24 protein-coding genes and 1 pseudogene are annotated in these 25,599 nt (G+C 67.9%); 13 read left to right on the forward strand and 12 right to left on the reverse strand.

Translation table 11 applies throughout. The annotated features are described in order from the left end of the window. The 3 genes and pseudogenes from ACAM49_RS26780 to ACAM49_RS26790 all read right to left on the reverse strand — a co-directional run. Window positions 1–434: pseudogene (locus tag ACAM49_RS26780) on the reverse strand (class I SAM-dependent methyltransferase); the annotation flags it as partial. 71 nt (window positions 435–505) lie between these two features. After that, the gene (locus ACAM49_RS26785; RefSeq protein ID WP_369638319.1) at window positions 506–1,021 is read right to left on the reverse strand and encodes a DUF2505 domain-containing protein; all 516 of its coding nucleotides are present in this window, start codon (window positions 1,019–1,021) and stop codon (window positions 506–508) included. Between the two features lie 31 nt (window positions 1,022–1,052). Next, window positions 1,053–1,538, reverse strand: coding sequence for a DUF2505 domain-containing protein (locus ACAM49_RS26790; protein WP_040813666.1), 486 nt, complete (start codon window positions 1,536–1,538; stop codon window positions 1,053–1,055). 59 nt (window positions 1,539–1,597) lie between these two features. Between ACAM49_RS26790 and ACAM49_RS26795 the strand changes: the two genes are divergently transcribed. The 3 genes from ACAM49_RS26795 (at window position 1,598) to ACAM49_RS26805 (ending at window position 6,071) form a co-directional block, all read left to right on the forward strand. Continuing rightward, the gene (locus tag ACAM49_RS26795) at window positions 1,598–2,674 is read left to right on the forward strand and encodes a UDP-N-acetylmuramate dehydrogenase (RefSeq protein ID WP_369638337.1); all 1,077 of its coding nucleotides are present in this window, start codon (window positions 1,598–1,600) and stop codon (window positions 2,672–2,674) included. A gap of 64 nt (window positions 2,675–2,738) precedes the next feature. Beyond that, on the forward strand, window positions 2,739–3,980 hold the full coding sequence (locus ACAM49_RS26800) for an Ig-like domain-containing protein (RefSeq protein WP_369638320.1): 1,242 nt from the start codon (window positions 2,739–2,741) through the stop codon (window positions 3,978–3,980). Between the two features lie 489 nt (window positions 3,981–4,469). Then, window positions 4,470–6,071, forward strand: coding sequence for a TROVE domain-containing protein (locus tag ACAM49_RS26805; protein WP_369638338.1), 1,602 nt, complete (start codon window positions 4,470–4,472; stop codon window positions 6,069–6,071). A 7-nt stretch (window positions 6,072–6,078) separates the two neighbouring features. Here ACAM49_RS26805 and thrS read toward each other — a convergent pair whose 3' ends face one another. Continuing rightward, complete coding sequence (gene thrS, locus ACAM49_RS26810) at window positions 6,079–7,347, reverse strand: threonine--tRNA ligase (protein ID WP_369638321.1); 1,269 nt, start codon at window positions 7,345–7,347, stop codon at window positions 6,079–6,081. Window positions 7,348–7,499: 152 nt separating this feature from the next. Between thrS and ACAM49_RS26815 the strand changes: the two genes are divergently transcribed. After that, entirely contained in the window at window positions 7,500–8,846 is a 1,347-nt protein-coding gene (locus ACAM49_RS26815) for a hypothetical protein (RefSeq protein WP_369638322.1), read from the forward strand. On the opposite strand, the gene ACAM49_RS26820 is transcribed toward ACAM49_RS26815, so the two are convergent. From ACAM49_RS26820 to ACAM49_RS26840, 5 genes are all read right to left on the reverse strand, one after another. Beyond that, window positions 8,814–10,382: a class I adenylate-forming enzyme family protein gene (locus tag ACAM49_RS26820; protein ID WP_369638339.1), complete on the reverse strand. Its 1,569-nt coding sequence runs from the start codon at window positions 10,380–10,382 to the stop codon at window positions 8,814–8,816. The genes ACAM49_RS26815 and ACAM49_RS26820 overlap by 33 nt on opposite strands. Next, window positions 10,382–11,134: a glycosyltransferase family A protein gene (locus ACAM49_RS26825; protein ID WP_369638323.1), complete on the reverse strand. Its 753-nt coding sequence runs from the start codon at window positions 11,132–11,134 to the stop codon at window positions 10,382–10,384. Before ACAM49_RS26825 ends, ACAM49_RS26820 begins: the two co-directional genes overlap by 1 nt. Before the next feature lie 29 nt (window positions 11,135–11,163). After that, window positions 11,164–12,045, reverse strand: coding sequence for a hypothetical protein (locus tag ACAM49_RS26830; protein ID WP_369638324.1), 882 nt, complete (start codon window positions 12,043–12,045; stop codon window positions 11,164–11,166). Window positions 12,046–12,051: 6 nt separating this feature from the next. Beyond that, on the reverse strand, window positions 12,052–13,086 hold the full coding sequence (locus ACAM49_RS26835) for a 3-oxoacyl-ACP synthase III family protein (protein WP_369638325.1): 1,035 nt from the start codon (window positions 13,084–13,086) through the stop codon (window positions 12,052–12,054). A gap of 132 nt (window positions 13,087–13,218) precedes the next feature. Next, on the reverse strand, window positions 13,219–13,953 hold the full coding sequence (locus tag ACAM49_RS26840) for an SDR family NAD(P)-dependent oxidoreductase (protein ID WP_369638326.1): 735 nt from the start codon (window positions 13,951–13,953) through the stop codon (window positions 13,219–13,221). 58 nt (window positions 13,954–14,011) lie between these two features. Between ACAM49_RS26840 and ACAM49_RS26845 the strand changes: the two genes are divergently transcribed. The 6 genes from ACAM49_RS26845 (at window position 14,012) to ACAM49_RS26870 (ending at window position 20,888) form a co-directional block, all read left to right on the forward strand. Next, window positions 14,012–14,836, forward strand: a complete 825-nt coding sequence (locus ACAM49_RS26845) for an alpha/beta fold hydrolase (RefSeq protein ID WP_369638327.1) — start codon at window positions 14,012–14,014, stop codon at window positions 14,834–14,836. 101 nt (window positions 14,837–14,937) lie between these two features. Beyond that, complete coding sequence (mshA, locus tag ACAM49_RS26850) at window positions 14,938–16,305, forward strand: D-inositol-3-phosphate glycosyltransferase (RefSeq protein ID WP_369638328.1); 1,368 nt, start codon at window positions 14,938–14,940, stop codon at window positions 16,303–16,305. Next, on the forward strand, window positions 16,302–16,889 hold the full coding sequence (locus ACAM49_RS26855; protein ID WP_369638329.1) for a YbjN domain-containing protein: 588 nt from the start codon (window positions 16,302–16,304) through the stop codon (window positions 16,887–16,889). The genes mshA and ACAM49_RS26855 overlap by 4 nt, the downstream gene beginning before the upstream one ends. Before the next feature lie 52 nt (window positions 16,890–16,941). Further along, window positions 16,942–17,829 (forward strand): ROK family protein, encoded by an 888-nt coding sequence (locus ACAM49_RS26860; protein WP_369638330.1) that lies wholly within the window; start codon window positions 16,942–16,944, stop codon window positions 17,827–17,829. 43 nt (window positions 17,830–17,872) lie between these two features. Continuing rightward, window positions 17,873–18,610, forward strand: coding sequence for a phosphoglyceromutase (locus ACAM49_RS26865; RefSeq protein ID WP_369638331.1), 738 nt, complete (start codon window positions 17,873–17,875; stop codon window positions 18,608–18,610). Between the two features lie 229 nt (window positions 18,611–18,839). Next, on the forward strand, window positions 18,840–20,888 hold the full coding sequence (locus ACAM49_RS26870) for a CocE/NonD family hydrolase (protein ID WP_369638332.1): 2,049 nt from the start codon (window positions 18,840–18,842) through the stop codon (window positions 20,886–20,888). Window positions 20,889–20,956: 68 nt separating this feature from the next. Here ACAM49_RS26870 and ACAM49_RS26875 read toward each other — a convergent pair whose 3' ends face one another. Both ACAM49_RS26875 and ACAM49_RS26880 read right to left on the reverse strand, forming a co-directional pair. Further along, window positions 20,957–21,523, reverse strand: coding sequence for a TetR/AcrR family transcriptional regulator (locus tag ACAM49_RS26875; RefSeq protein WP_369638333.1), 567 nt, complete (start codon window positions 21,521–21,523; stop codon window positions 20,957–20,959). 45 nt (window positions 21,524–21,568) lie between these two features. Next, a complete protein-coding gene (locus ACAM49_RS26880; protein WP_369638334.1) occupies window positions 21,569–22,219 on the reverse strand; it encodes an NADPH-dependent F420 reductase in 651 nt (216 codons plus the stop codon). 88 nt (window positions 22,220–22,307) lie between these two features. Between ACAM49_RS26880 and ACAM49_RS26885 the strand changes: the two genes are divergently transcribed. The 3 genes from ACAM49_RS26885 (at window position 22,308) to ACAM49_RS26895 (ending at window position 24,817) form a co-directional block, all read left to right on the forward strand. Further along, window positions 22,308–22,715 carry a winged helix-turn-helix transcriptional regulator gene (locus ACAM49_RS26885; protein WP_369638335.1) on the forward strand — a complete coding sequence of 136 codons (408 nt, stop codon included), beginning with the start codon at window positions 22,308–22,310 and terminating at the stop codon, window positions 22,713–22,715. A 165-nt stretch (window positions 22,716–22,880) separates the two neighbouring features. After that, a complete protein-coding gene (locus ACAM49_RS26890) occupies window positions 22,881–24,131 on the forward strand; it encodes a sensor histidine kinase (RefSeq protein ID WP_369638336.1) in 1,251 nt (416 codons plus the stop codon). Beyond that, window positions 24,128–24,817, forward strand: a complete 690-nt coding sequence (locus ACAM49_RS26895) for a response regulator transcription factor (protein ID WP_040813651.1) — start codon at window positions 24,128–24,130, stop codon at window positions 24,815–24,817. Before ACAM49_RS26890 ends, ACAM49_RS26895 begins: the two co-directional genes overlap by 4 nt. Window positions 24,818–24,923: 106 nt before the next feature. On the opposite strand, the gene ACAM49_RS26900 is transcribed toward ACAM49_RS26895, so the two are convergent. Beyond that, window positions 24,924–25,274, reverse strand: coding sequence for a hypothetical protein (locus ACAM49_RS26900; protein WP_040813650.1), 351 nt, complete (start codon window positions 25,272–25,274; stop codon window positions 24,924–24,926). Window positions 25,275–25,599: the final 325 nt, after the last annotated feature.

Here is a 25,599-nt window from a genome sequence, read left to right on the forward strand (position 1 = left end):
ACGGTGAAGGGGTCCCAGGCGAGGGTGAGGGACAGGGGGTGGGTGCGGTCGAGGAGAACCCAGGCGCAGCGGCGGCCGAGTTCGTCGCAGGTGCCGTCGAGGAGGAGGCCGTCGGGGGCCAGGCCGGACTGGATGGTCGACCAGGCTTCGGGGACAGCGGATTCCGGGTATTGGCGCAGCACGTTGAAGGCGCGGACCAGGGTGGGGCGCAGGCCCGCGAGTTCGAAGCCGCCGCGCGCGAAGACCACGCCGTCCCGGGCGGGGACGACGCGGTCGGGATCGATTTCCAGGCCGACCACGCGCAGATCGGGCCGGACGGTGCGCAGACGGGCCGCCATTTCCAGGGTCGTGAAAGGCGCGGCGCCGTAACCGAGATCGACGACGAGCGGGTCGGAGGCATCCAGCAACCTCTGGGCGACCAAGGGGTCGTGCATGAGCCACCGGTCGCTGCGGCGCAGTCTGTTGATACCGGTGGTGCCGCGGGTGATCGTCCCGATCGGTTTGGTCAGCCGACGGGGTAGTGCTGATCCAGCCAGTTCTTCGTCACCTCGGCCTCGGCGCGGAACAGGTCCACCAGGTTCACCAGCATCAGCTGTTCGAGCTTGCGCCCGAAGAACGGCACATTCACCTGCGCGTGCGAGGAGATGCGCAGCGTGCAGCCGGTTTCGGTGGGGAACAGGCGCATGGTGCCGCCGAGAGTGCCTGGGCTGCCGGGGATTTCGGCGACGTATTCGCCGGTCACCTCCGGTCCGAAGGGCCCGTAGGTCTCGCGCCGGGTGATCACCATGTCCTTGTGCACGACCATCTGCGCCATATCGGGCAGCTGGTCGCGCGGGAGTACGTGCCGCAGTTCGACCGTGATGCCGTCCTCGCCGGAGTCGAGGCCGAGGATGTCGTTCGGGGAATGCTTGCGCAGTTCCTCGATGCGGGCATCCCAGTGCTCACGGTTCATCATCGCCGCGTACACCTCGTGGGTGGTGTGCAGCGGATACCGCGCGGAGTAGTCGAGTCGGCGGGCCACGATCGCTCAGGTTACTGCCGGGCGACCCCCGTCAGTGCGAACTCAGCCAATTGTCGGTGAACTCGGCCTCGCGCTCCAGCAGCGCCAGCAGGTGCTCCTGGATGGCGGCCTCGATCTTCTTGCCGAACAACGGGATCTTCACCTCGATGGACGCGTCGACCACGAAGGTGGAGCCGGAGCCGTCATCGGTGACCGTGAGCGTGCCGTTCACGTTCGCGGGCGCGCCGTCCACGTGCGCCTCGACGGTGCCGCCGCTGCCGTGCCAGGTCTCGGTGCGCGGAATGACCAGACCGTCCGGCTTGATCGCGGTGATCTGGCTGGGCAGTTCCTCGGCGGGAATCGTCTGCACCATGTCGACGCGCACGTTGTCGCCCTCGATGACGAGGTTCTCGATGCGCGCGTTCGGGCCGCCCACCGCCTCGATGCGGTCCTTCCAGTACTGCTGGTCGGCGAACGCCGCGCGCACGGCGGCCATGGGATGGGTCGAGTGCGCGGTGAAGGCCAGAGGTGTCGCCATGGTCGGACAGGCTACCGTCTGTGCCTGTGCGTACTTCTCGGGTGGTGTCCTTCGACGACCTGCGGGACCTGTTGGCGGGGACCGGCGCGCGGCCGCGGGCCGACGTGCCGCTGGCGGAGCTGACGACCCTGCGGGTCGGCGGCCCGGCCACCGTCGCCGACTGCGACAGCACCGATGCGCTGGTGGCGACCGTGCGCGCGCTGGACGCGGCCGGGATTCCGGTGCTGCTCATCGCGGGTGGTTCCAATCTGCTCATCGCCGATGCGGGCTTCGACGGCGTAGTGGTGCGGATCGCGACCGAGGGCGTGGAGTTCACTGCGGACTCGGTGATCGCCGAGGCGGGCGCGAACTGGGACACCGTGGTGGCCGCGACGGTCGAGGCCGGATTCGGCGGCCTCGAATGCCTGTCCGGCATCCCGGGTTCCGCGGGCGCGACGCCGGTGCAGAACGTGGGCGCGTACGGCGTCGAGGTGGCGAGTTTGCTGCGCCGGGTGCGGTTGCTGGACCGTGCGACCGGCGAGATCCGCTGGGCCGAGCCGGCCGAGCTCGGATTCGGTTATCGCACTTCGGTTCTCAAGCACAGCGACGCGGCGGTGGTGCTGGCGGTCGAATTCGGGCTGCGCGCCGACGGTTCCAGCGCCCCGCTCGGCTACCGCGAGCTGGCGAACGCGCTGGGCGCGGCCGAGGGCGAGTCGCGTCCGGCGGCGCTGGTGCGCGCGGCGGTGCTGCGGTTGCGGGCGGGTAAGGGCATGGTGCTGGATCCGGACGATCACGACACCTGGAGTGCGGGCTCGTTTTTCACCAATCCGGTCATTCCGGACGCGGAGGTGGCGGGGGTGCGCGCGGCGATCGCGTCACATGTGGGCCCGGACGTGGCCGTGCCCACGTATCCGGCCGAGGGCGGGGTAAAGTTCTCCGCGGGCTGGCTCATCGAGCGCGCCGGCTTCGCCAAGGGCTTTCCGGGCGACGGGGCTCCAGCGCGTTTGTCGACCAAACACACGCTGGCGCTGACCAATCGGGGTGCGGCCACCGCGACCGATCTGGTCACCCTCGCCCGCACGGTTTGCGACGGGGTTGCTGAGCGCTTCGGCATTCGCCTGGAACCCGAACCCGTGACCGTGGGTGTGAGCCTGTAGCGAGTGGCTTGCGCCACCATTACAGCGTCCGGGATACACGGTTTGCGGGGGTAGGGTCGAGAAAGTGAGCAATCGAGGACTGTCCCGTCGCGGGGCCATACGGGCCGCGCTGGTGGCGTCGACGGCAGCGATCGCGGCGGCGTGTTCGTCGTCGAACAAGGGTGGTGGCGGCTCCGGGAAGCCCGCCGAACCGGTCGCGACCGTCAAGCTGGAACCGGGCAACGGCAGTGAGAATGTCAACCCGACGACCCCGGTGACCGCGACGGTCACCAACGGCCGCATCGACCAGTTGACCCTGACCAATGCCAACGGCAAGCAGGTAACCGGCACCTTCGATGCCGCTCGCAGCAAGTTCACGGTGAACGAGCCGCTCGGCTACGGCGTCACCTACACCTGGGCGGGCACCGCCACCGGCACCGACAACAAGCCGGTGCCGATCGACGGGAAGTTCACCACCGTCAGCCCCAAGGCGACCGCGCCGGCCACCATCAATATCGGTGACGGCCAGGAGGTCGGCATCGCCGCGCCGATCATGCTGCAGTTCAAGGGGCATATCGAGAACAAGGCGGCCGTCGAGAAGGCGCTGACCGTCACCGCGACCCCGGCCACCGAGGGCTCCTGGGCCTGGCTGCAGGACGACAACGGCGGCTCCCGGGTGCACTGGCGTCCGCGCGAGTACTGGCAGCCCGGCACCACCGTGCACGTCGGCGTCAAGCTCTACGGCCTGGACATGGGCGGCGGCCTGTTCGGCGACTCCGACCTCACCTCCGACTTCAAGATCGGCCGTTCGCAGATCGTGCGCGGCAGCGCGCCCACGCACCGCGTCCAGGTGATCCGGGACGGCCAGACCGTCTTCGACTTCCCGTGCAGCTACGGCGAGGGCAACGAGAACCGCAATGTCACGCGCTCCGGCATCCACGTGGTGACCGAGAAGTACGAGGACTTCGTGATGTCCAACCCGCCGTACTACACCAACGCCCGCGAACGCTGGGCCGTCCGCATCTCCAACAACGGCGAATTCATCCACGCCAACCCCGAATCCGCGGGCGCCCAGGGCAATTCCAACGTCACCAACGGCTGCATCAACCTCAGCACCGCCGACGCCCAGGCCTACTTCCCCACCGCCCTCTACGGCGACCCCGTAGAAATCACCGGCACCCGCATCCCCCTCTCCGCGGCCGACGGCGACATCTACGACTGGACCATCGACTGGGAAACCTGGAAGGGCCTCTCCGCCCTCCAGGGCGAACCCAAGAACCAAATCTCCGCCACCCCGCTACCCCCGCAGCCGGTCGGCGGCCGCTGACACGACGACCGACGCCCGGCCGCCTAGAAATTCGGTGGCCGGGCGCGGCCATGCCTGCGTACAGTCCTCCGGGTACAGCGAACGACGATGTGGGCGGGCCGGATTCGGTCGGTTATCGGATCATGATGTCGCGGGTTCGAATCCCGCCGAGGGACTGCAGCCCTCGTAGCTCAGCTTGGTAGAGCGCATGGCTAAACCCCGGTCGATACACCACGACCGCTCACCCGTCGTTCGCCATGACGAGAAGGACGGGCCGAAGCCGATCGGTTATCTGGCATCTGAGGTTCGAATCCTTGCCGGTCCCGCAGCAATCCGCGGGCCGGTTCCGGTTGGCATCCCACGCCCGTCCGCTCTCGTCGACACCAGGCTTTTGGTGGCGGGCCGGACGCCTGCGGTTATCACTTCCAATGATCACCTCCGGTGGGCGCAGACATATGCCCGCTACCTCATGCCCCAATCCGATTGGGGCCGAACGAGGAAGAGGTGAGCATGGACGTCTACGCCGACATCAACCTCCGCGCCACCCCGCAGTCCGAGCGGGCCGATGCGCGGCAGGTCCGTAACAGCGCCGGGGGATACACCTTCGAGGTGACCCCCGAGGTGCGGCTGCGCCGATTCCTCACGCTCGGCAGCGACGCCCCGACGTACTACACCAGCGCGCGCGAGCTGACCAAGGAAAACGCCGCTGTCGTACTGGATTTCGCGGAGCACCGCACCGCGGACCTGGTCGCCGAGATCGTCGCCGTGTCCACGGCGGGCCGTGCCCCGAAGCAGAATCCGGCGCTGTTCGCGCTCGCCGCGGCGGCCTCGCTCGGCGATGCCGACGGCCGCCGGACCGCCCTGGACGCGCTGCCGCTGGTGGCGCGCACCGGAACTCACCTGTTCCTGTTCGCGCGCTACATCGAGCAGTTCCGCGGCTGGGGTCGTGGCCTGCGCCGCGCCGTCGCCAACTGGTACGTGGAGAAGTCCGTCGACGACCTCGCCTACCAGGCCGTGAAGTACCGCTCGCGTGAAGGCTGGACCCACCGGGACCTACTGCGCCTGTCGCACCCGGAAACCGATCAGGACGACCGTCGTCGCCTGTTCGACTGGATCTGCCGCCGCGAGACCTCGCTGGATGGTCTGCGTCTGGTCGAGGGCTTCCAGCGGGCCCAGACCGCGCCGGTGCGCGAGATCCCGGAGCTGGTGCGCGAGTACCGGCTGTCGTGGGAGATGCTGCCGGATGAGGCAATGGGCGACCCCGCCGTGTGGGAGGCGTTGCTGGATAACGGAATGCCGCAGACCGCGCTGATGCGCCAGCTGCCGCGCCTGACCCGCCTCGGCCTGCTGTCCCCGCTGGGTGCGCGGACGAAGGCCGTCGCCGAGCAGCTGGCCGACCGCGACCGCCTGCGCAAGGCGCGCGTGCACCCGGTGAACGTCCTTGTCGCGCAGCGCACCTACGCGGCTGGCCGGTCCGTGCGCGGTGAAAGCACCTGGGAGCCTTCGCGTCCGATCGTCGACGCTCTCGACGCGGCGTTCTACGCCGCATTCGAGGCGGTCGAGCCGACCGGCAAGCGGCACCTGCTGGCCCTGGACGTGTCCGCCTCGATGACGTCGTCCATCTCCGGCCTGCCGCTGTCCGCCCGCGAGGCGTCCGCGGCGCTGGCGTTGGTCACCGCGTCGATCGAATCCGACTACGACATCATGGGATTCACGTCGGCGGGCGGCAGTTACCGGGATAGCGGCCTCTCACCGCTGTCGATCGGCCCGCGCCAGCGGCTCGACGACGCGATCCGCGCGATCAGCGGCCTGCCGTTCGGTGGGACCGATTGCTCGCTGCCGATGCTGCACGCGCTGAAGCACAAGCTGCACGTCGACGTGTTCACCATCATTACCGACAATGAGACGTGGGCGGGTCGAGTGCAGCCGCATCAGGCTCTCGCGCAGTACCGCCGCAAGGTGAACCCGGCCGCGAAGCTGGTGGTGATCGGCATGACCGCCACCAACTTCACCATCGCCGACCCCGCCGACGCCGGAACCCTCGATATCGTCGGCTTCGATTCGGCGGTACCGACCCTGCTGGCAGACTTCGCGCGCGGTGTGACCGCCTGACGGGTGGTCAGTCGGTCCACAGGCGGGTCTCGTGGGATTCGATCAGGCCGCGGACGTGGTTCACCGCGTCCGCGGCCGATTGCGGTGGGATGCGTCGGCCGTCGCGTAGGCGTACGGATACCTCGTTGTTCGCGATCTCGGCGGGGCCGAGGATGAACTGGTAAGGCACCAAACGGTTTTCCCGGATGCGGGCGCCCAGGCTGCCTGCCTCCGCTGCGGCGACCTCGGCGCGGAGTCCGGCGTCGAGGCACTGGGTGACCAGCTCGGCGGCCGCGGATTCCTCGGCTTCCGAGACCGGGAGCACCACTACCTGGGTTGGGGACAGCCAGGCGGGGAAGGCGCCGCCGTGTTGTTCGATGAGGTGGGCTACGGCGCGTTCTACGCTGCCGATGATGCTGCGGTGCACCATGACCGGGCGGTGTTTGGCGGCGTCGGGGCCGATGTAGTGGAGGTCGAATTGTTCGGGTTGGTGGAAGTCGATCTGGACGGTGGAGAGGGTGGATTCGCGGCCGGCGTGGTCGGCGACCTGGACGTCGATCTTCGGGCCGTAGAAGGCGGCTTCGCCTTCGGCCGATTCGTAGGGGAGGCCGGAGCGGTCGAGGACCTCGGTCAGGAGTTTGGTGGCCTGCTGCCACATCACCGGGGCCGCAACGTATTTGCCGCCGGGGCCGGGGAGGGACAGGCGGTAGCGGGCGGCGGTGATGCCCATGGCGCGGTAGGCGGTGGTGATGAGGTCCAATGCGGCCGCGGCCTCGTCGGCGACCTGGTCGAGGGTGCAGAAGATGTGGGCGTCGTTCAGCTGGATGCAGCGGACACGGGTCAAACCGCCTAGGACGCCGGACAATTCGGAGCGGTACATGCCGCCCAGCTCGGCCAGGCGGAGGGGGAGTTCGCGGTAGCTGTGGGAGCGGGAGCGGTAGATGAGGGCGTGGTGGGGGCACAGGCTGGGGCGTAGGACCACTTGTTCGCCGCCGAGATCCATTGGCGGGTACATGTCGTCGCTGTAATGCGCCCAGTGGCCGGATATTTCGTAGAGTTCGCGCTTGCCGAGCACGGGGGAGTAGACGTGGCGGTAGCCCGCGCGGCGTTCGGCGGTGCGGATGTACTCCTCGAGGCTGTGGCGGACGATCGCGCCGTCGGGCAGCCAGTAGGGCAGGCCCGCGCCGATCAGCGGGTCGGTGTCGAACAGGGCGAGTTCGCGGCCCAGTTTTCGATGGTCGTGCATGGTGGTCTCCTCGGACGAGGGCGAATGACCACGCGGAAAAGCCCCGGGCATTCGCCCGGGGCTTCGGTCTGAACAGGGGTCAGCGCGCCGGGACGGTGTCCGGCGTCGTAGTCGACTGGAAGCGCTGCATGGGCGGGAACGCTACACCCGGGCGGCGGCGGACGGCAACCGCAAAACCCGCGCGGCGCGGTTAGGGTGGCCGGATGACTACGGCGGCAACGCGATTCGGGCGCCGGTTGAGTCCTTCGGAGCGATGGTTCTGGATCATCGACCGGTTGTCGCCCGCCAATTGCGTCGCACGGGTGCGCATCCACGGGCAAGTCGGGGCGGATCGATTGGCCGCGGCCGCCGCCGCGCTGCTCGTGGAGTATCCACTGCTGCGGATGGCGGTTGTGGACAACTGTGGACAAGATCCGTGGCTCATGCCGCTGGACGCGCCCCGGATTCCGGTGCGGCGGGTAGCGGGGGACGGCCAGACGTGGATCGCGGAAATGGATGCCGAACTGGCGCGACCATTCGAGATCCGGGCGGGCCTGGCTCGAATGGTCCACATCGTGTCGGAGGCGGGCGCCGACGGCGAATTCCATGATGTGCTGCTGACGATTTCGCACATCATCATGGACGGGCGATCGTTGCTGACCCTGCTGCGGAAAGTGGTGGTCCACGCCGGTGGTATCGCGAATGATCCAGTGCTCGAGCGGGATTCGATGCCCGCCGCCGATGATTTGATTCCAGCAGCCGCGCGCGGATTCTGGCGCTACGCCTACATCAATATCGCCGATCAGCTGGCCGCGCTCGCATCACGCCCCCATCGGCTGGACGGCCCGTCCGTTGCCATGTCCGCACGGCGCACCAGAATCGTGTACCGAGTCGTGGACCGAGAAATGTTGGCGGACTTGATTTCCGACTGCCGCCGCTCGGGGGTGACGGTACACGCGGCCGTGACAGCGGCGGTAGCGGACGCGATCGGCAGGGCCTCGAATCCGGGAGCGCCCGGGGTGGCGGGCATCGCGTCGCCGGTGGATTTCCGCCATCTCCTGGATCCGCTGCCCGACCGCGATGAACTGGGCATCTACGCACCTGTCCTGATCGGTTTCGTGCCGTTCGGACCGGCGGTACCGCTGTGGTCGGCGGCCCGGGCGGTGAAGCGGCAACTCGATCGGGGCGTCCGGCAGCGCAAGCATCTGTCGACGGTGGCGGGCATGCGATTCGGCACGCCGAAGGCGATGGCGGCCGGGCAGCGGTTGGCGAACATGGTGGACCGCCGTGCGCCCTGGAATGTGTCGGTCACCAATGTCGGACGCGTCGAATTCCCGGATCGAGTTGGCGGATCACGGCTTTCGGGGCTCATTCTGGCGGCCGCGAATTCATGCGTGAGCGTCATGACGGTGGCGGTCGCGACCGCGCACGATGAAATGCATATCGCTTTCTGCTATGTCGACAAAACAGTGACCGAACAGGAGGCGGAGGAATTCGCCGAGGCCGTACTCGCCGCATTACTGCGGCGACCGGAACCGTCAGCCGATCCGATGCTCCAGCAGCGTGCGTAGCGCGGCCCGATCCGGTTTCCTGGTGCGCCCGCCGACCGGTATCTCCTCGACCACCACAATGTCGTCCGGCAGCGCGGAAACATCGATCAGCGCGGGCAATTCGCGGCGCAGCCGGGATTCGATATCCGCCGCGTCCGGGTCTGCCACCACCGCCAGCACGATGCGCTCGTCCCCGATCTCGTCCGGAATGCCGACCATGATGGCCTGCCGCACCCCCTCGACGCCCGCGATGGCCGGTTCGTACAGTCCCGGATAGATATTGGTCTTGCCGCGAATCATCATGTCCTTCTTGCGGCCCATGAGCACCAGGGTGTCGCCCTCGAAACGCGCGAGGTCGCCGGTGGCGATCTCCTTCAACGGCGATTCGCCGAGATAGCCGCGGCACAGGTTGGGGCCGGACAGAATCAGCTCACCGTCGTCGGCCAGACGCGCGTCGACACCCTCGACCGGCGGCCCGAGCGGATCACCGGGACCCTCGAAGGCAAGCTTGTCGCTACCGGAAGTGATTGCCACCGGCAGGATTTCGGTCATGCCGTAGATGGCCAGGAACTCGGTGTCCGGCAGCGCGGCGCGGGCGCGCCGCAGCAGTGCCGTGGTCACCGGTGCGCCGCCGAGCGAGATCTCCTCGACGGTGGTGGGTGCCGACAACCGACCGGTCTCGATGGCATCCAGCACCACCGCCAGATCCGCGGGCGTGAAGAACGCGTGCGTCGCCCCCTCGAGCGTCCGCGCGAATCCCAGCGGATCGATATGGGTCCCGAACCGCGGATACCGCGGCATCGACCACCGCGCCCCCTCGAGCACCGCGGGCAACCCCATCATCAGCTGCTCGGTATGCAGATGCGAGCCGGGCATGAGCGTGGTGCACCCCGCCACCGCCGCCAGTCCCGCCCCCAGTGAACCCCGCGTGTGCACAACGGCCTTCGGGTCGGCGGTGGTGCCGGAGGTGAACACGATCAGCGCCTCGGCCTCCGGATCCTCCACGGGCGTATCGACCGTCGACCCGCTGGCGGGCCCCGACCAGCCGGGCTCCGACCCGATCAGTCTGCGCAGCGGCAGCGAGCCGCGCGGCGTCCCGGGTAGCCGCGGCCCGCTGTGAATGTGCCGCAGGGGTAGCCGCCCGAATTCGGGTAGCGACAGCCCGACCCGCCGCCCGTACCGGCGTAGCGGCCCGCTCAGCAGATACAGCAGCGATTCCGTGGCCGCCCACCGCGGCCGCACCAATTCCATTCGCCGCGCGAACAATTCGGGCCCAATGCCCGGATCCACGAACACGATGGTGCCGCCCGCCGCGACCGTCCCCAGCACCAGCACCACCGCGTCGACGCACGGCCGGATGGAGAACAGCATGCGGTCGCCGGGTTCGAATCCCTTGCTGTGCAGCCGCTTCGCCACCAGCCGAATGCGGGCGTCCAGTTCGGCGAAGCTGAGCGCCGGCTCGCCGATCATGCCCAGGGCGGGCGCATCCGGGGTGCGCAGCACCTGCTCGCGCAGCAGCGCGGTGAAATCCTCTCCGGCCGAACCGTCTTCGTACATCACCGGATGTCCACCAGTTCCGGTTTGTAACGGTGATCGGCGTACCAGGCCAGGGTCTTGCGCACACCCCAGGCTCGCACGCGCCGATTGGAGCCGTACACCCGGACGTCGCGGCGCGGCCCGTAGTCGGTGGTGAGCAGGCGCACGGCGTTCACCAGTGCTCGATCCTCGTGCAGGTCCTCGATGGCGGTGCGCGGGAATCCGCCCGCGGCCTCGTACAGTTCGGCCGTGATGGCCATATTGCAGCCGGGCGTCATGACATACGGCCCCAGATAGCGCGGATCCCGATTCCCCGGTCGGAACTTCCCGAAGAACGACGCCACCTCCAGCGCGACCCGGATGACGGTGCGGTCGACCAGGCTCACGCCCTCATCGCGGCGCGGCACCAGCTGCCCGCTGATCAATCGCAGCCCGCTGTCGAACCCGGCCCGGATCCGCGCCGTCCAATCGGCCGCGGGCAGGCAGTCGGCGTCGGTGCGGGCCAGCCACACCGCCCCGGCCGCGATGGCGTGCCGCATACCGGTATCGGCCGCCGCGCCGGTGCCTTTCACGGTCTCGGTGATGATCTCGATCCGCATCCCCGGCTCCGATTCGGCGAACTCGCGCACCACCTTCGCGGTGCCGTCGGTCGAATTGTTGTCCACCACCAGCAGCGTGAAGTCGCGGTCGCGCTGTGCCGCGAGGGCGGTGAGCGTGGCCGTGATGCCGTGTTCCTCGTTGTACGCGGGCACGATCACCCAGAGTCCGTTCATCGTCCCTCCGGTGGATTCCTTGCCCGGGCTTACGGTTTCGGCAAGCGGTAGGCGATGGCGGCGGCCGAGGGACCCGCCCCGGCGGCCACGAACAAGGCTACGTCGGCGCGGTCGAGCGTGCCGCAGTCGCGGGCCGCGAGATAGGCGGCGGGCAGGGCGGAGGTGTGGGCGTCGCTCTCGGTGTCGTCGGCGACGACCGCCTCGGGCGCGATGCCGAGCCGCTGCGCCAGCAGCGCCGGGAAGTCCGCGACGGGGCGTCCGCAGATGAGCACGATGCGGTCGAGGGCGACCTCAGCCACGTCCAGGGCCTCCTCGGCGGCCGAAACCGCGTGGTGCAGCAGCGCTTCGATATCGGCGGAGCGGTTCACCACGATCGAGGACCGACCGGTCGTCCCCATCTCCGCGAGCCGCACGAATCCCTCGGCCGCGGGCCGCCCATCGGTGGCGCTGATGTGCAGCGCCCCGAATCCGGCCGGGCCCGGCACCTTCTCGAGCAGCATGGCCGCACCCACCGGCTTGATCGGGAAACCCGGCTGTGGCTCCGGCGATTTCGACGGATGCGCGTCACCGGACACCAGCAGCACCCGGTGCACGGTCGGCGCCTCCAGCAGCGCCTGGCTCACCTGAATAGCATTGAGAATTCCGCAGGCTCCGTTCATCAGGTCGAACGACAGGCACGGCACATCACCGCTGTGATACTCCAGCCCGATGCCCGCCTGCTGCTGAATCAGCGCGGACATGGCCGGTTCCACCATGTTCGAATCGCGATAGACGCCGGTATTGATCAACGCGTCGATCTGCTCCGGGGTACTGCCCGCCTCCGCGATGGCGCGGCGCGCGGCGGACGCGGCCTGCTCGATGGAGCTGCCGCCGCCGATTTCGGTGGTTACGGAAGAAATTACGATTCCCATGCTGCATCACACCCGAAGATCGCCGAGCGTCACCGACAGAAACCCGGCCACGACACCGGAGGCCGCGGGCACCATCAGTACTTTCGCTCCGGACGCTATCCGCTGTTGTTTGAGCGCGTCGTGCAAAACCACGAAATGCGAGGTGGATGCGGTGTTGCCGAAGCGGTCCAGCACCATGAGCGCGGGCGGGATCGGGGCGTCGAATTCGCGTTCGGCGATCTTGGCCACGAATTCCACTGCGGGGGCGCTGAATTGATGGTGGATCACATGGTCGTAGCGTTCGGCCGCGAATCCGCTGCCGCGCTCGGTGAGGAAATCGCGTTGCCGGGTGGTCCACAACAAATAGCGAGACTCGTTGTGCATGGCTCGGTTGTCGGTGTACAGCGCGATACCGGAACTGCGGTCGCTGGGCATGCCGAGGCACAGCTGCGCGAATGACGCGCTGGTATTGAGTTCGATGTAGTCGATGCAGTCGTCCTCGGTGCCCTCACCATCGAGAATGACGGCGGCCGCGCCGTCGCCGACGGTCAGCGAGGCGAACTGCGGATCGTATTTCTGCGACATCTCCCGCACCGCGGTATCGGAGATGGGCGTGATGTACTCCCCGGACACCACCAGCCCGCGTCGCACCAGGCCCGCACGAATCATGCGATCCAGCACCAGAACTCCGCTCATCATGCCCGCGCAGGCATTCGAGACGTCGAAGTGGATGGCATCGCGCGCGCCGAGTTCATTGCGCAGCATGAGCGCGAAGGAGGGCTCGACGCAGAATTCGCCGTCGCGAATGCGGGTGATGGAGCAGGAGATGACGACATCCATATCGGCGGCGTCGTAGGACGAATTGTCCAGTGCCGTACGGGCGGCGGCCAGCGCGAGGGTGAACGAATCCTCGTCCTCGGCGCACACCCGGCGATTCCGAACCCCGCTGATCCGTTCCAGATCGAGTGGTGCGTCGACGGCCAACCGCCCCAGCAACTCCGCCGTCGATACCTCGGCGGCGGGCAGATACGACCCGACCGCCTCGATCCGTGATCTCACCATGCGCACTCCCAGCAGCCCTCGGTTGTGAGGGACGCTAGCAGCGTGCGTATTTCGGTTCTGAAAAATCTATAATTCAGATCTGTGAGCTGAACTACATTGCGGCACAACGCATCAGCATCGCGGCATGACGTATCAGCCGCGACGCGCGAAACGACCCGACTCCGCCTGATCGCGCGGCTTGACGACGATGGTGTCCAGATCGACATGCGGCGGACGCGAGGCCACGAACCCGATGATCTCCGCGATGTCCTGTGCCACAAGCGGATCGATGCCCTGGTAGACCTTCGCCGCCCGCTCCTCGTCGCCGCCGAAGCGCACCAGCGAGAACTCGGTCTCCACCGCGCCCGGCGCGATCTCGGTCAGCCGCACCGGCAGCCCGAGCAGCTCACCGCGCAGCGTCCGGTGCAGCACGCCCTGCGCGTGCTTGGCCGAGGTGTAGCCGGAGCCATTGTCGTAGACCGAGAACGCGGCCACCGAGGTGACCGTCACGATCAGGCCGTCGCCGGACTCGATCAGCTTGGGCAGCAACGCCTTCGTGAGCCGCAGTGTGCCCAGCACATTGGTTTCCCACATCCAGCGCCAGTCGTCCAGATCGGCCTCGAGGACCGGGGCCAGGCCCTTCGCGCCGCCGGCATTGTTGACCAGCACATCGCAGCGCTCCACGGCTTCGGTGAACGCGCGCACCGACTCCTCGTCGGTGACGTCCAGTTGCAGCGCGGTGCCGCCGATCTCCTCGGCCAGCTTCTCCAGCCGGTCGACGCGCCGCGCGCCCACATAGACGTGATACCCCTGCTTGGCGAGTTCGCGGGCGGTTGCCTCGCCGATACCCGAACTTGCTCCGGTCACCACAGCGGTACGAGTGCTCATGATCAGAGCTTAAGCAGGGCGTGTCGCCGGTGCGTCGCGGGTCGTTAGCCTCACTCCTATGGCGATAAGGGAAGCAGTGAGCGCGGACGGCACAACCATCGTTTACCGGGTGACCGGTCCGGAGGGCGCCCGGCCCCTGGTTCTCCTGCACGGATGGGCGGGCAACCTGCGCAATTGGGGTCGCGCGGCCGACCTGCTCGCCGAGCATTTCCGGGTGATCGCCCTCGACCTGCGCGGCCACGGCTACTCCGACGCCCCCGAAACCGGCTATGACGATCCCAAGAACTGGGCCGCCGATATCGCGGCCGTGCTCGCCGCCGAGGCCATCACCTCCGGCGCGATCCTGCTCGGCTGGTCCTACGGCGGCATCGTGCTGTCGGACTACCTCACCGCCTACGGCACCGACGCCGTCGCGGGCGTCGTCTACACCGGTTCACAGGCGAATATCGGCCGCGGCGTCGAGGGCGCGGGGACCGGTCCCGGCATGAGCAAGGCCATTCCCGACGTCTTCGACGAGAGCGCGGGCAAGGCCATTCGCGGCTTCGGCGCCTTCGGCAATGCCAATACCGGCCCGGGCCGCGACAAGGGCGTGGACGCCCAGCGCCTGTTCGGCGGCAGCATCGCCACCCTGCCCCGGGTCCGCAAGGCCTTGTTCTATCGCACAACCGACAACACCGAGACTCTGCGCGGCCTGAATGTGCCGGTCCTGGTCCTGCACGGCACCGCCGACCCGGTGGTTCCGATCGAGAACGGCCGCTTCATCGCCGAGACCGTCCCGGACGTCCGGACCTCCTACTGGGAGGGCTCGCAGCACGGTCTGTTCATCGAAGATCCCGAGCGGTTCGTGTCCGAGATCACTTCTTTCGCGAGCCACCTGGGCTGATAGCGGATTTGCATTCACGCTGACGAAAATCCTTGTGAAGCAGGTCACTTGGGAAGGTAACCACCGCATGGGGCGTTACTACCCCCGTGCACACTGGAGTGGTGAGTCAACGACCGGACGTACGGCCCAATCGGATTGCCGTGCTATCGGTGCATACCTCACCACTCGCTCAGCCCGGGACCGGCGACGCGGGCGGCATGAACGTCTACGTGCTGCAGACCGCGATAGAGCTGGCCAAACGCGGCACCGAGGTGGAGATCTTCACCCGCGCCACCTCCTCCAATGACGAACCCGTGGTCGAGGCCGCGCCCGGCGTGCTGGTCCGGAACGTGGTCGCCGGGCCCTTCGAGGGCCTCGACAAGCACGATCTGCCCACCCAGCTGTGTCCGTTCGCCGCCGAGGTGCTGCGCACCGAGGCCCGGTACCCGGTCGGCCACTACGACCTCATCCACTCCCACTACTGGCTCTCGGGCCAGGTGGGCTGGCTGGCCCGGGACCGCTGGCGGCGGCCCATGGTCCACACCGCGCACACGCTGGCCGCGGTCAAGAACGCCTACCTGGCCGAGGGCGACTGCCCCGAGCCCGCGGTGCGGGAGATCGGCGAGAAGCAGATCGTGGCCGAGGCCGACCGGTTGGTCGCCAATACCGGTGAGGAAGCCCGCCAGCTAGTCGAGCTCTACGGCGCGGATCCCGAGCGGATCGACGTGGTCCTGCCCGGCGCGGATCTGACCCGCTACTTCCCGGGCGACAAACTCGCCGCCCGCCTCGAACTCGGCCTACCCGTGGACGAGCGGATCGTCGCCTTCGTCGGCCGCATCCAGCCCCTGAAGGCCCCCGACGTCCTGGTCCGCGCCGCCGCCGAAATGCTGGCCGCGGAGGCCGCGGATCCCGATCCGTCGCGCCGACCGCTGCGCGTGGTGATCGTCGGCGGACCTTCCGGCAGCGGCCTCAAGCGCCCCGACGCGCTCATCGAACTGGCTGCCGCACTTGGCATTTCGGACCGCATGACCTTCCTGCCGCCGCAGCCTTCGGACCGCCTGGCGCAGGTGTACCGCGCCGCCGATCTGGTGGCGGTGCCCAGCTACAACGAATCCTTCGGCCTGGTCGCCATCGAGGCGCAGGCCAGCGGCACCCCGGTGCTGGCCGCCGATGTGGGCGGGCTCGGCACGGCCGTGCGCGACGGCGTCTCCGGCCTGCTGGTCCAAGGGCACCGCACCCCTGACTGGGCCGCCGCCCTGCGTTCGCTGTTCGACGATCCGGGCCGCCTGAAGCTGATGGGCGAGGCCGCGGTCGAGCACGCCGCCAACTTCTCCTGGGCGCACACCGCCGACGGCCTGTTGGACAGCTATTCGGCCGCCCTGAGCCAGGGACGTGTAAGCCGGATTCGCAGCGGTAATCTGCATACCGACAGCAATCAGGCCAGATCGCTGGCGCTGTGGCGGCGTCGGACGGGAGCACTACGCAGATGAGCGAGGTCGAGCGCGCGGACGACTGGCTGGAACATTCTCAAAAGAAGCCGCGCCCCCACGCCAGCACCGGCGGCCTGAACGACGAAACCGCCCGCGCCACCGCGCAACTCATCGACGAGACGCTGCGCGACCGCGAAATCGAATACACCCGCGACGCCCCCGACCTGTTCGTGGTGGTGCTGCCCGGCGAGCGCAAACTCAAGACCGTCATCGGCGTCAGCGTCGGCAAGCACGGCGTGCGCATGGAATCGTTCGTGTGCCGCAAGCCCGACGAGAACTTCGAGGGCGTCTACAAATTCCTGCTGCGCCGCAACCGCCGCCTCTACGGCGTGGCCTACACCATCGACCGCGTCGGCGACATCTATCTGGTCGGCCGCATGTCCAACGACCGCGTCACCGCCGACGAACTCGACCGCTGGTTCGGCCAGATCCTCGAGGCCGTCGACGCCGACTTCAACACCCTGCTCGAACTCGGCTTCGCCGAATCCATTCGCAAGGAATGGAAATGGCGGGTGTCGCGCGGCGAATCCCTGAAGAACCTGCGCGCCTTCGAACACCTCGTCGATTCGGCCGACAAGCAGTAACCAGCTGGCACAATCGCACCGGATTCCATCGAACGAAGGAGACCGGTCGGCCATGACGGCACTGGCACTGGATATCGGGGCGACGAAATTCGCGGCGGCGATGGTCGATTCGAACGGGGCGGTGGGGGAGCCGCGGCGGATCGCGGTGCCGGAATCCGGAGTATGGGACGCCTGCCGGGCACTGCTGTCGGAGGTCGCCGGGGACACCCGGGTGACCGCCGTGGGAATCGGGTCGGCCGGACCGGTGGACGTGACCGCCGGAGTGTGCGGTCCCCTCAATATCCCGGAATGGGCCCCCGGGTTCCCGATCGTGGATTCGGTGCGAAAACTGTTTCCGGAAGCCGAGATTCGATTCGCCATCGACGGCGTCTGCCTGGTATTGGCCGAGCAGCGCCTCGGGGCCGCGCGCGGCGTGCCCAACGTCCTCGCCATGACCGTTTCGTCCGGCATCGGCGGCGGCATCATCTCCGATGACCGAGTTGTCATGGGGCGCACCGGAAATGGCGGGCACGTCGGCCACATCGTGGTTCCCGGCCAGGAAGAGCCTTGCGCCTGCGGCGGATTCGGCTGCGTCGAAGCTGTGGCGAGCGGCAAGTCTTCCGTGCGCTGGGCCCGCCGCCAGGGCTGGACCGGAACCACCGGAGTGGAACTCGCCGCCGCCGCGCACGCGGGGGAGCCGATCGCCGTGGCGGCGCTGGCGCGGGCCGGGAACGCGATCGGGGTGGCCGTCGCGTCGGCGGCCGCGCTGTTCGACACCGATCTGGTCGTGATCGGGGGCGGGTTCGCCCAGTCAGGGGAGCCGCTCTGGGGCCCGTTGCGAGCCTCGGCCGCCGCGCACGCCCGGCTCTCCTTCCTGCGCGAACTGCGGGTGGTTCCGTCCGAATTGACCGATCAGGCCACGCTGCAAGGCGCCGCGATTCTCGCCCTCGGCGGGCTTTAAACCCCAGCGTGAGGGGTGAAATCCCGCGTGGCAGGATGACCTCATGACGTACACCCTCGTGCTGCTGCGCCACGGCGAGAGCGAATGGAATGCCCTGAACCTGTTCACCGGTTGGGTGGACGTTCGACTGACCGACAAGGGCGTCGCCGAGGGCAAGCGCGCCGGTGAATTGCTGGCCGAGCACGGGATTCTCCCCGATATCGTCTACACCTCACTGCTGCGCCGTGCCATCAGCACCGCCAACAATGCCCTCGACGCCTGCGACCGGCACTGGATTCCGGTGGTCCGCGACTGGCGTCTGAACGAGCGCCACTACGGCGCCCTGCAGGGCAAGAACAAGGCGGAGATCAAGGAGCAGTACGGCGAGGACCAGTTCATGCTGTGGCGTCGCAGCTACGACACCCCGCCCCCGCCGATCGAGCTGAACAGCGAGTACTCGCAGGACGGCGACCCGCGCTACGCCGGCGTCGAGGTCCCGGCCACCGAGTGCCTCAAGGACGTCGTGGCCCGCATGATGCCCTACTGGGAGGACACCATCGCGACCGATGTCCGCGCCGGTAAGACCGTTCTCGTTGCCGCGCACGGCAATTCGCTGCGCGCGCTGGTGAAGCACCTGGAGAACATCTCCGACGAGGACATCGCCGGGCTGAACATCCCCACCGGCATTCCGCTCAAGTACGAGCTGGACGAGAACCTGCGCCCCCTCGGCGCGGGCGTCTACCTGGACCCGGAGGCCGCCGCTGCGGGCGCGGCCGCGGTAGCCAACCAGGGCGGCAAGTAAATCTCGAAATAGTGCCCCGCTCAATAAGATTGGGCGGGGCATTATTTTGTCGAATTATCGATGTGATACACATCTCACTACGCGACCGTAGGGTATTCCCCACTCTTGCAATCGAATTTGCCGAAGCGTTGCCCATTTAAATCGGTATCTGTAACCGAGGTTTGCAACTTACTTCTGAGTAGATATGCTGCTGGGCGTTCGACCATTTGCGAGAGGTAGATCACGTTCGATGAGGCACGCGCTACGGGCCACGGTGCTAGCCACCGCGGCCACTCTGTTCCTTCCTTTGACCGGCATCACAGCCGATGCCATCACCCCCACCGGACCCGACGGTGGGGCGGCCGGGGCCCAGTGGACCGCGACCGAGGATGGGCCGCAGCAGTACCCCAACGTCTTCATCGAGTGGGACGTCCCGATCACCATGAGTGACGGCACCGTCCTCAAGGCCAACGTCTACCACCCGGCCGACGCCGCGGGCCGTCCCATCGACGCCCCCACGCCGACCGTCGTGAACATGACGCCCTACACCAAGCTGGTGTCGAACGTCGCCGACAGCGCCTTCTCCATCCCGGGCCTGGGCGACGCCCTGCTCAATGTCTTCCGCAACATCCGCCTGGACGGCACCCCCATCACCGGCTTCGGCGAACTGCTGAACGCGGCGGGCAACGGCGAACTCCGCAACTTCTCCGTCGACCGCCAGCTCATCAAGTCCGGCTACACGCAGGTCGTCGTGGACGTGCGCGGCACCGGCTTCTCGCAGGGCGAATGGGACATGCTGCGCGGCCGCGAGCAGCAGGACACCGTCGAGGTCATCGACTGGGCGTCCAAGCAGCACTTCTCCAACGGCCGCATCGGCATGAACGGCCTGTCCTACAGCGCCATCAACCAGGTGCAGGCCGCCGAGAAGCGGCCGCCCGCGCTGCAGGCCATCTTCCCGATCGTGCCCGGCAGCGATCTCATCGACGATGTGCTCGCGCCCGGCGGCGGCTTCGGCTTCAACTTCATCCCGCTGTGGCTGAGCGCCATCAACGGCCTCAAGTGGGTGCCGGACCTGGCCTCGATCGCCAACGGCACCTTCGACTTCAAGTGGCTGCAGGATCGCGCCAACGATCCCTTCGGCTACCTCGACGTGCTCATGTCGGCCTACACCAGCACCAACCTGGACACCATCGACCCGCGCGTCAAGGACATGCTCAACGGCCTGACCCGGGAGCGTCAGGAGTGGCTTGGCGACCCGAGTCGCATCCAGGTGCCGACCTTCGTGACCGGCGGCTGGCACGACCTGTTCACCTACTCGGAATCCAAGATCTACAACCAGATTCCGCTGCCGCCCGGCCAGAAGCAGCTGCTCATGGGCAACACCTACCACGTCACCTCCGGTGCGGACGTCAACCGCGTCGGCGCCCCGCCGCGTCTGGACGTGCTGCAGCGCGCCTGGTTCGACAAGTGGCTCAAGGGGATCGACAACGGCATCGACTCCTACGGCCCGGTGACCCTCAAGACGCAGGGCGGCGGCTGGAACACCCAGGGCGGATTCGGGCCCACCGCACCGGCTTCCGAGGCCGCCGACTATCGGCGCATGTACTTCTCGTCGCAGCGCTCCGGCACCGCGAACAGCGTCTACGACGGCTCGCTCACCGCGGCCGCCAACGGCGACACCGAACGCCTCACCGTCGCACCGGGTCTCAGCACCGTCTGCTCCAATGACGCGGCCCAGGCCACGGCGGGCATCTTCAACCTGATCGACGGCTGCTCCAAGGACTCCCGCGTCGCCGAGACCAACGCGCTCACCTTCACCAGCGCGCCGGTCGCCGAGGCCACCGTCGTCTCGGGCCCGATCGCGGTGCACCTCAATACCGTTCAGGACGCCGCCGACGGCTACTGGACCGTCACCGTCAACGATGTCGCACCCGACGGCACCTCCACCGTGCTGACCTCCGGCTCGCTCATGGCCTCGCTGCGTCAGGTCGACGAGGCCAACAGCACCCGCTCGGCCAACGGCGACTACACCGACCCGCGCGCCTTCACCTCGCTGGACAAGCGGGAGGAGACCGTGCCGGGCGAGGCCACCACCCTGGATATCGCCCTCGGCGGCACCCAGGCCGTGCTGCAGCCGGGCCACCGCCTGCGCGTGGACGTCTTCGCCGGCAACTTCCCCAAGGGCCTGCCGATCCTGCCCATGCTCATCGACACCGGCCTGAAGCCCGAGCACATCCAGCTCGATCCGGATCGCCCGAGCTTCGTGAACATCCCGGTCCGCGGCAACACCGGCTGGTGAAACCGCTGCTCCGGGAGTGAGATCCCGGGCGTGCACAACGGCGTGCACGCCCGGGATTTTGCTTTCTGTCAGTCGAAGTGGCGGATTCCGGCGGTCAGCGTTGCGGCCCAAGGGCCTTCGTCGGCGTGCAGGCCGAGGGTGGTGATCAGATGGCACAGCTGGCCGTAGGCCATGAAGTGCTGCACCTGCTCACCCGTTGCGCCGGAACGGGTCTGGGCGTAATCGGTCACGCGCTGCAGACCACGCCGCAGCGCCGCCGCGATATCGGGCACATCGGCCGCCGACAGGGCGTGCACCTGCAACATGAGCAGGCTCTTGTCCACGATCAATTCCGCGTAGGCCCCACCCATTTCGTGCAGCACCCGCTCCGGATCGCCGCCCGCCGCCCGGGCGGCCCCGGTGGCCAGCGCCCCCTCGACCCGTTCGAAACACCGGTCCAGCGCGGCGACGAACAACTCCACCTTGCTGGGGAACAGCTTGAACACATAGGCCGTGGAGATCCCGGCCGATGCCGCGACGGCGGTGGTCGGCGTCCCGTGGAATCCGGTCTTGGCGAACTCGACGATGGCCGCGTCCAGCACGGCTTCCCGCCGGACATCCGAGGTCGAAAGGGTGACTCCGCGCCTGCTGCTCATGGAGAGTGACTGTACGCTCACTCTCTGGAGCTCGACAAACCCCGGCTAGTCGTCGGCCACCGCGAAGGCCGACTCCAGCGGCGGGAACATGGCCCGCGCGTCGTGACCCGCGAACCACAGGCCGACCACGAACGCCGACGTGGCTTCGAGGTATCGGGCGCGGGCGAGGTCGCCCGCGGGCACCGGGCGCAGCTTCAGATCCTCGGCCAGCCCAGCGACCGTCGCGACCGCCTCGGCATCGTCTCCGCACAGGGGCACGGTCAGGGGGCGGCCTTCGAAGACCCGCTCCGGGCCCGCCCACACCTCGGCCGCAAGCAGATTGAAGGCCTTCACCACCCGCGCGCCCGGCACCGTGGCCGCGATCCGTTCGGCCACAGCGGGTTCGGAGAGTTTGAAGCCGCCCGCATCGGGGGCGAAGGCATTGGTGCAGTCGATGAGGGTTCGGCCCGTGAGGGTTTCGCGGTGCTCGGTCAATACTTCCTCGAGTGCCGAGACCGGCAGGGCGAGCAGTGTCGTCTCGCCGAAGGCGACCGCCTCGGCGACTGTGGTCGCCTTCGCGCCGTGGCCGATGGCCGCGGCCGCTGCCTCGGCACGGGCGGAAGTGCGTGCCCCGAGGGCGATCTCGTGTCCGGCCGCGGCCCAGCCGCCGCCGAGGGCCCGCGCCATCTGCCCCGCGCCGATGATTCCGATTCGCATGTGAACTCCTAGGTCTGGATTGCGAATTCGACGGTAGGAATTCCGATGCGCACTCGCGGGTGCCCATGACCGCTGGCAGGCTGTATTCATGACGGCCGAGATCATCGAACCGGTGCCAGCCGCCGAGGAACCGGTGCGCTTCGCCGAATACGGCGGCTACGAATCCGACTGCCCGGCACGGCTGGCGGTCGACATCTTCGGCAATTCCTGGCTGACTGTGATCGTTTACACACTGCGGGACGGTCCGATGCGCCCGGTGGAACTGCGGCGGGCCATCGGCGGCATCAGTCAGAAGATGCTCACCCAGACCCTGCGGCGGATGCAGGCGATGGGGTTGCTGGAGCGTCGCCGTTACGCGGAAGCTCCTCCGCGCGTTGAGTATTCGCTGACTCCGGCCGGTATCGATCTGCTGCGCCCGATCTTCGCGCTGGGCGACTGGGCGGACCGCCACGGGGATTCCGTGCGCGCCCATCTCTACGGCGATCCCGACGACTGACCCGCCGTCCCGAAAGTGGTTGCCGCAAGGGCGCTCACCTGCCCCGACACGCAGACCGAACAACGCGTAAACGCCGGGCTAACGAACATGGAAGTGCCCATGACCTGCGCGAAACTTCCAGCACCCCGGGTTTGACGCTGCTTAGGCGACCGTACGATTCAAGGTGTGAGCGTTCCACAGGCCGTGCTTTTGGCAGTCCTGGCGGCCGTAGTCGGACTGGCCGTCGGAGGACTGCTCATTCCGTATGTGAACGCCCGCCAGGAACGCCTGCGCGCCGCCACCGACACCGGGCTGACCATGTCGCAGGTCCTGGACCTGATCGTGCTCGCCTCCGAGTCCGGCATCGCCGTGGTCGACCAGTACCGGGACGTGGTGCTGGTGAACCCGCGCGCCGAGGAGCTGGGCGTGGTCCACGACCGCCTGCTCGACGAGCGCGCCTGGGCCGCGGTCGAACAGGTGCTGGTCGGCGGCCAGGACGTCGAGTTCGAGCTCACCGCCAAGATCCCCATGCCCGGCCGCGCCCGGCTCGCTGTCCGAGGGGTTGCTCGCCCGCTGTCTCAGGAGAACCCGAACTTCGTGGTCCTGTTCGCGGACGACGATTCCGAGCAGGCCCGCATGGAGGCCACCCGCCGCGACTTCGTCGCCAATGTGAGCCATGAGCTCAAGACCCCGGTCGGCGCCATGAGCCTGTTGGCCGAGGCGTTGCTGGAGTCCGCCGACGATCCGGATTCGGTGCGGCACTTCGGCGAACGCCTGCACGGCGAGGCCCGCCGCATGGGCAAGATGGTCACCGAGCTGATCGCGCTCTCGCGCCTGCAGGGCGCCGAACGGCTGCCCGAGCTCGAGGCCGTCGACGTCGACACCGTCGTCACCCAGGCCATCGAGCGCTCCCGCAATGTGGCCGAGGCCGCGGGCATCACCGTCTCCACCGACGCCAACAGCGGCCTCGAGGTGCTCGGTGATCAGACGCTGCTGGTGACCGCCCTGTCCAACCTGGTCGAGAACGCCATCGCCTACTCCCCGCGCGGCTCGCACGTATCGGTGAGCCGGGCGCTGCGCGGCGGCTACGTCAATATCGCGGTCACCGATCGCGGTATCGGCATCTCCAAGGAGGACCAGGAGCGCGTTTTCGAGCGCTTCTTCCGGGCCGACAAGGCGCGCTCGCGCGCCACCGGCGGTACCGGCCTCGGGCTGGCTATCGTCAAGCATGTGGCCGCCAACCACAACGGTGAGATCACCCTGTGGAGCAAACTGGGCACCGGATCGACGTTCACGCTGCGTATCCCTGCCCACCCTGCCGATTCCAACGGGCAGGTCGACAAGAGACTTGCCACCGGGGTTCCGGTGGCTAAGAAGGAAAACGGCCCAAGTCCCCTCGGGCGGGCCAGAACCAACGGTGTGGAGGCAACCCGATGACGAGTGTGCTGATCGTCGAGGACGAGGAGTCGCTGGCCGATCCGCTCGCGTTCCTGCTGCGCAAGGAGGGGTTCGAGGTCACCGTCGTGGGTGACGGTCCCTCCGCGCTGACCGAGTTCGATCGCGCCGGCGCGGACATCGTCCTGCTCGATCTCATGCTCCCCGGCATGAGCGGCACCGACGTATGCAAGCAACTGCGCGCTCGCGGCAGTGTGCCGGTCATCATGGTGACCGCGCGCGACAGTGAGATCGACAAGGTGGTCGGCCTGGAACTGGGCGCCGACGACTACGTCACCAAGCCCTACTCCTCGCGCGAGCTGATCGCCCGCATCCGGGCCGTGCTGCGCCGCGGCGCCGGCGAGGAGCCCGACAACGGCAGCGAGACCAGCGTGCTCGAGGCCGGCCCGGTGCGCATGGACGTGGACCGCCACACCGTGCAGGTGAACGGCAAGGCGGTGACCCTGCCGCTCAAGGAGTTCGACCTGCTCGAGTACCTGCTGCGCAACTCGGGTCGGGTGCTGACCCGCGGGCAGCTCATCGACCGCGTCTGGGGCGCCGACTACGTCGGCGACACCAAGACCCTCGACGTGCACGTCAAGCGCCTGCGCTCCAAGATCGAGTCGGACCCGGCCAAGCCGGAGCACCTGGTCACCGTGCGCGGCCTGGGCTACAAGCTCGAGGCGTAGGTCTTCACACGAAAAGAACCCGCCCGCTTCGCATTTCGCGAAGCGGGCGGGTTCTGTGCTTTCTCCCGACCAAGATTAGGACAGCCCCCCGGCCGTTACCGGCGTATCAGGCGTTCGGGTCGTTCTTCATCGTGTAGACCCACGCCGGGCCGAGACCCGGGAGATCCTGCTTGTCGAGGATGAGCCAGCCCAGGCCCGGGTTGTCCTGCTGCATGCAGTCGAACACGTCCGCGCCGGTGCCCTTGCAGGCGATGGTGTGGCTGGTGCCGTAGGGGCTGACGATGATCAGCTTGCCGGCGTCCTTGGCGCCCAGCACGGCCGGATCGTTGTACACCACGAAATCCGCGGTGCGGTCGGAGTACGCGTTGGGATCGGCGTTATCGGCGAAAGCCTGTGGAGCAATGGAGATAACGGCACCGGCGGCCAGGGCCGCGACGGCGAGGGTTTTCTTGATCATGGGCACGATGTCTAACACGTTTCGGTGAATTGGCAATAGCCGATCGATGTCTTGCACACTTCCGGCTATTCACAGACCGAGGTCATCGGGCTGCGCGGAAATCGAAATATACTTCCACGCAGCCTGATTCGATGGTCCCGGATGAGCACCGAGTGTTCACCTCCCGGACACCCGCGCTAGCTGCTGCCGAACAGGCCCCGCAGCAGTCCGCCGACCAGGGTGCCCGCGCTCCCGGTGGCCGAACCCGTACCGCCGCTCCCGCTGCCGGTACCGCCGCTCGGGCTGGTGGTCGTCGGGGTGGTGGTGGGCGCGGCCGGGGTGGTGG

The sequence above is a fragment of the Nocardia sp. JMUB6875 genome (assembly GCF_041154655.1).
GTDB lineage: Bacteria > Actinomycetota > Actinomycetes > Mycobacteriales > Mycobacteriaceae > Nocardia.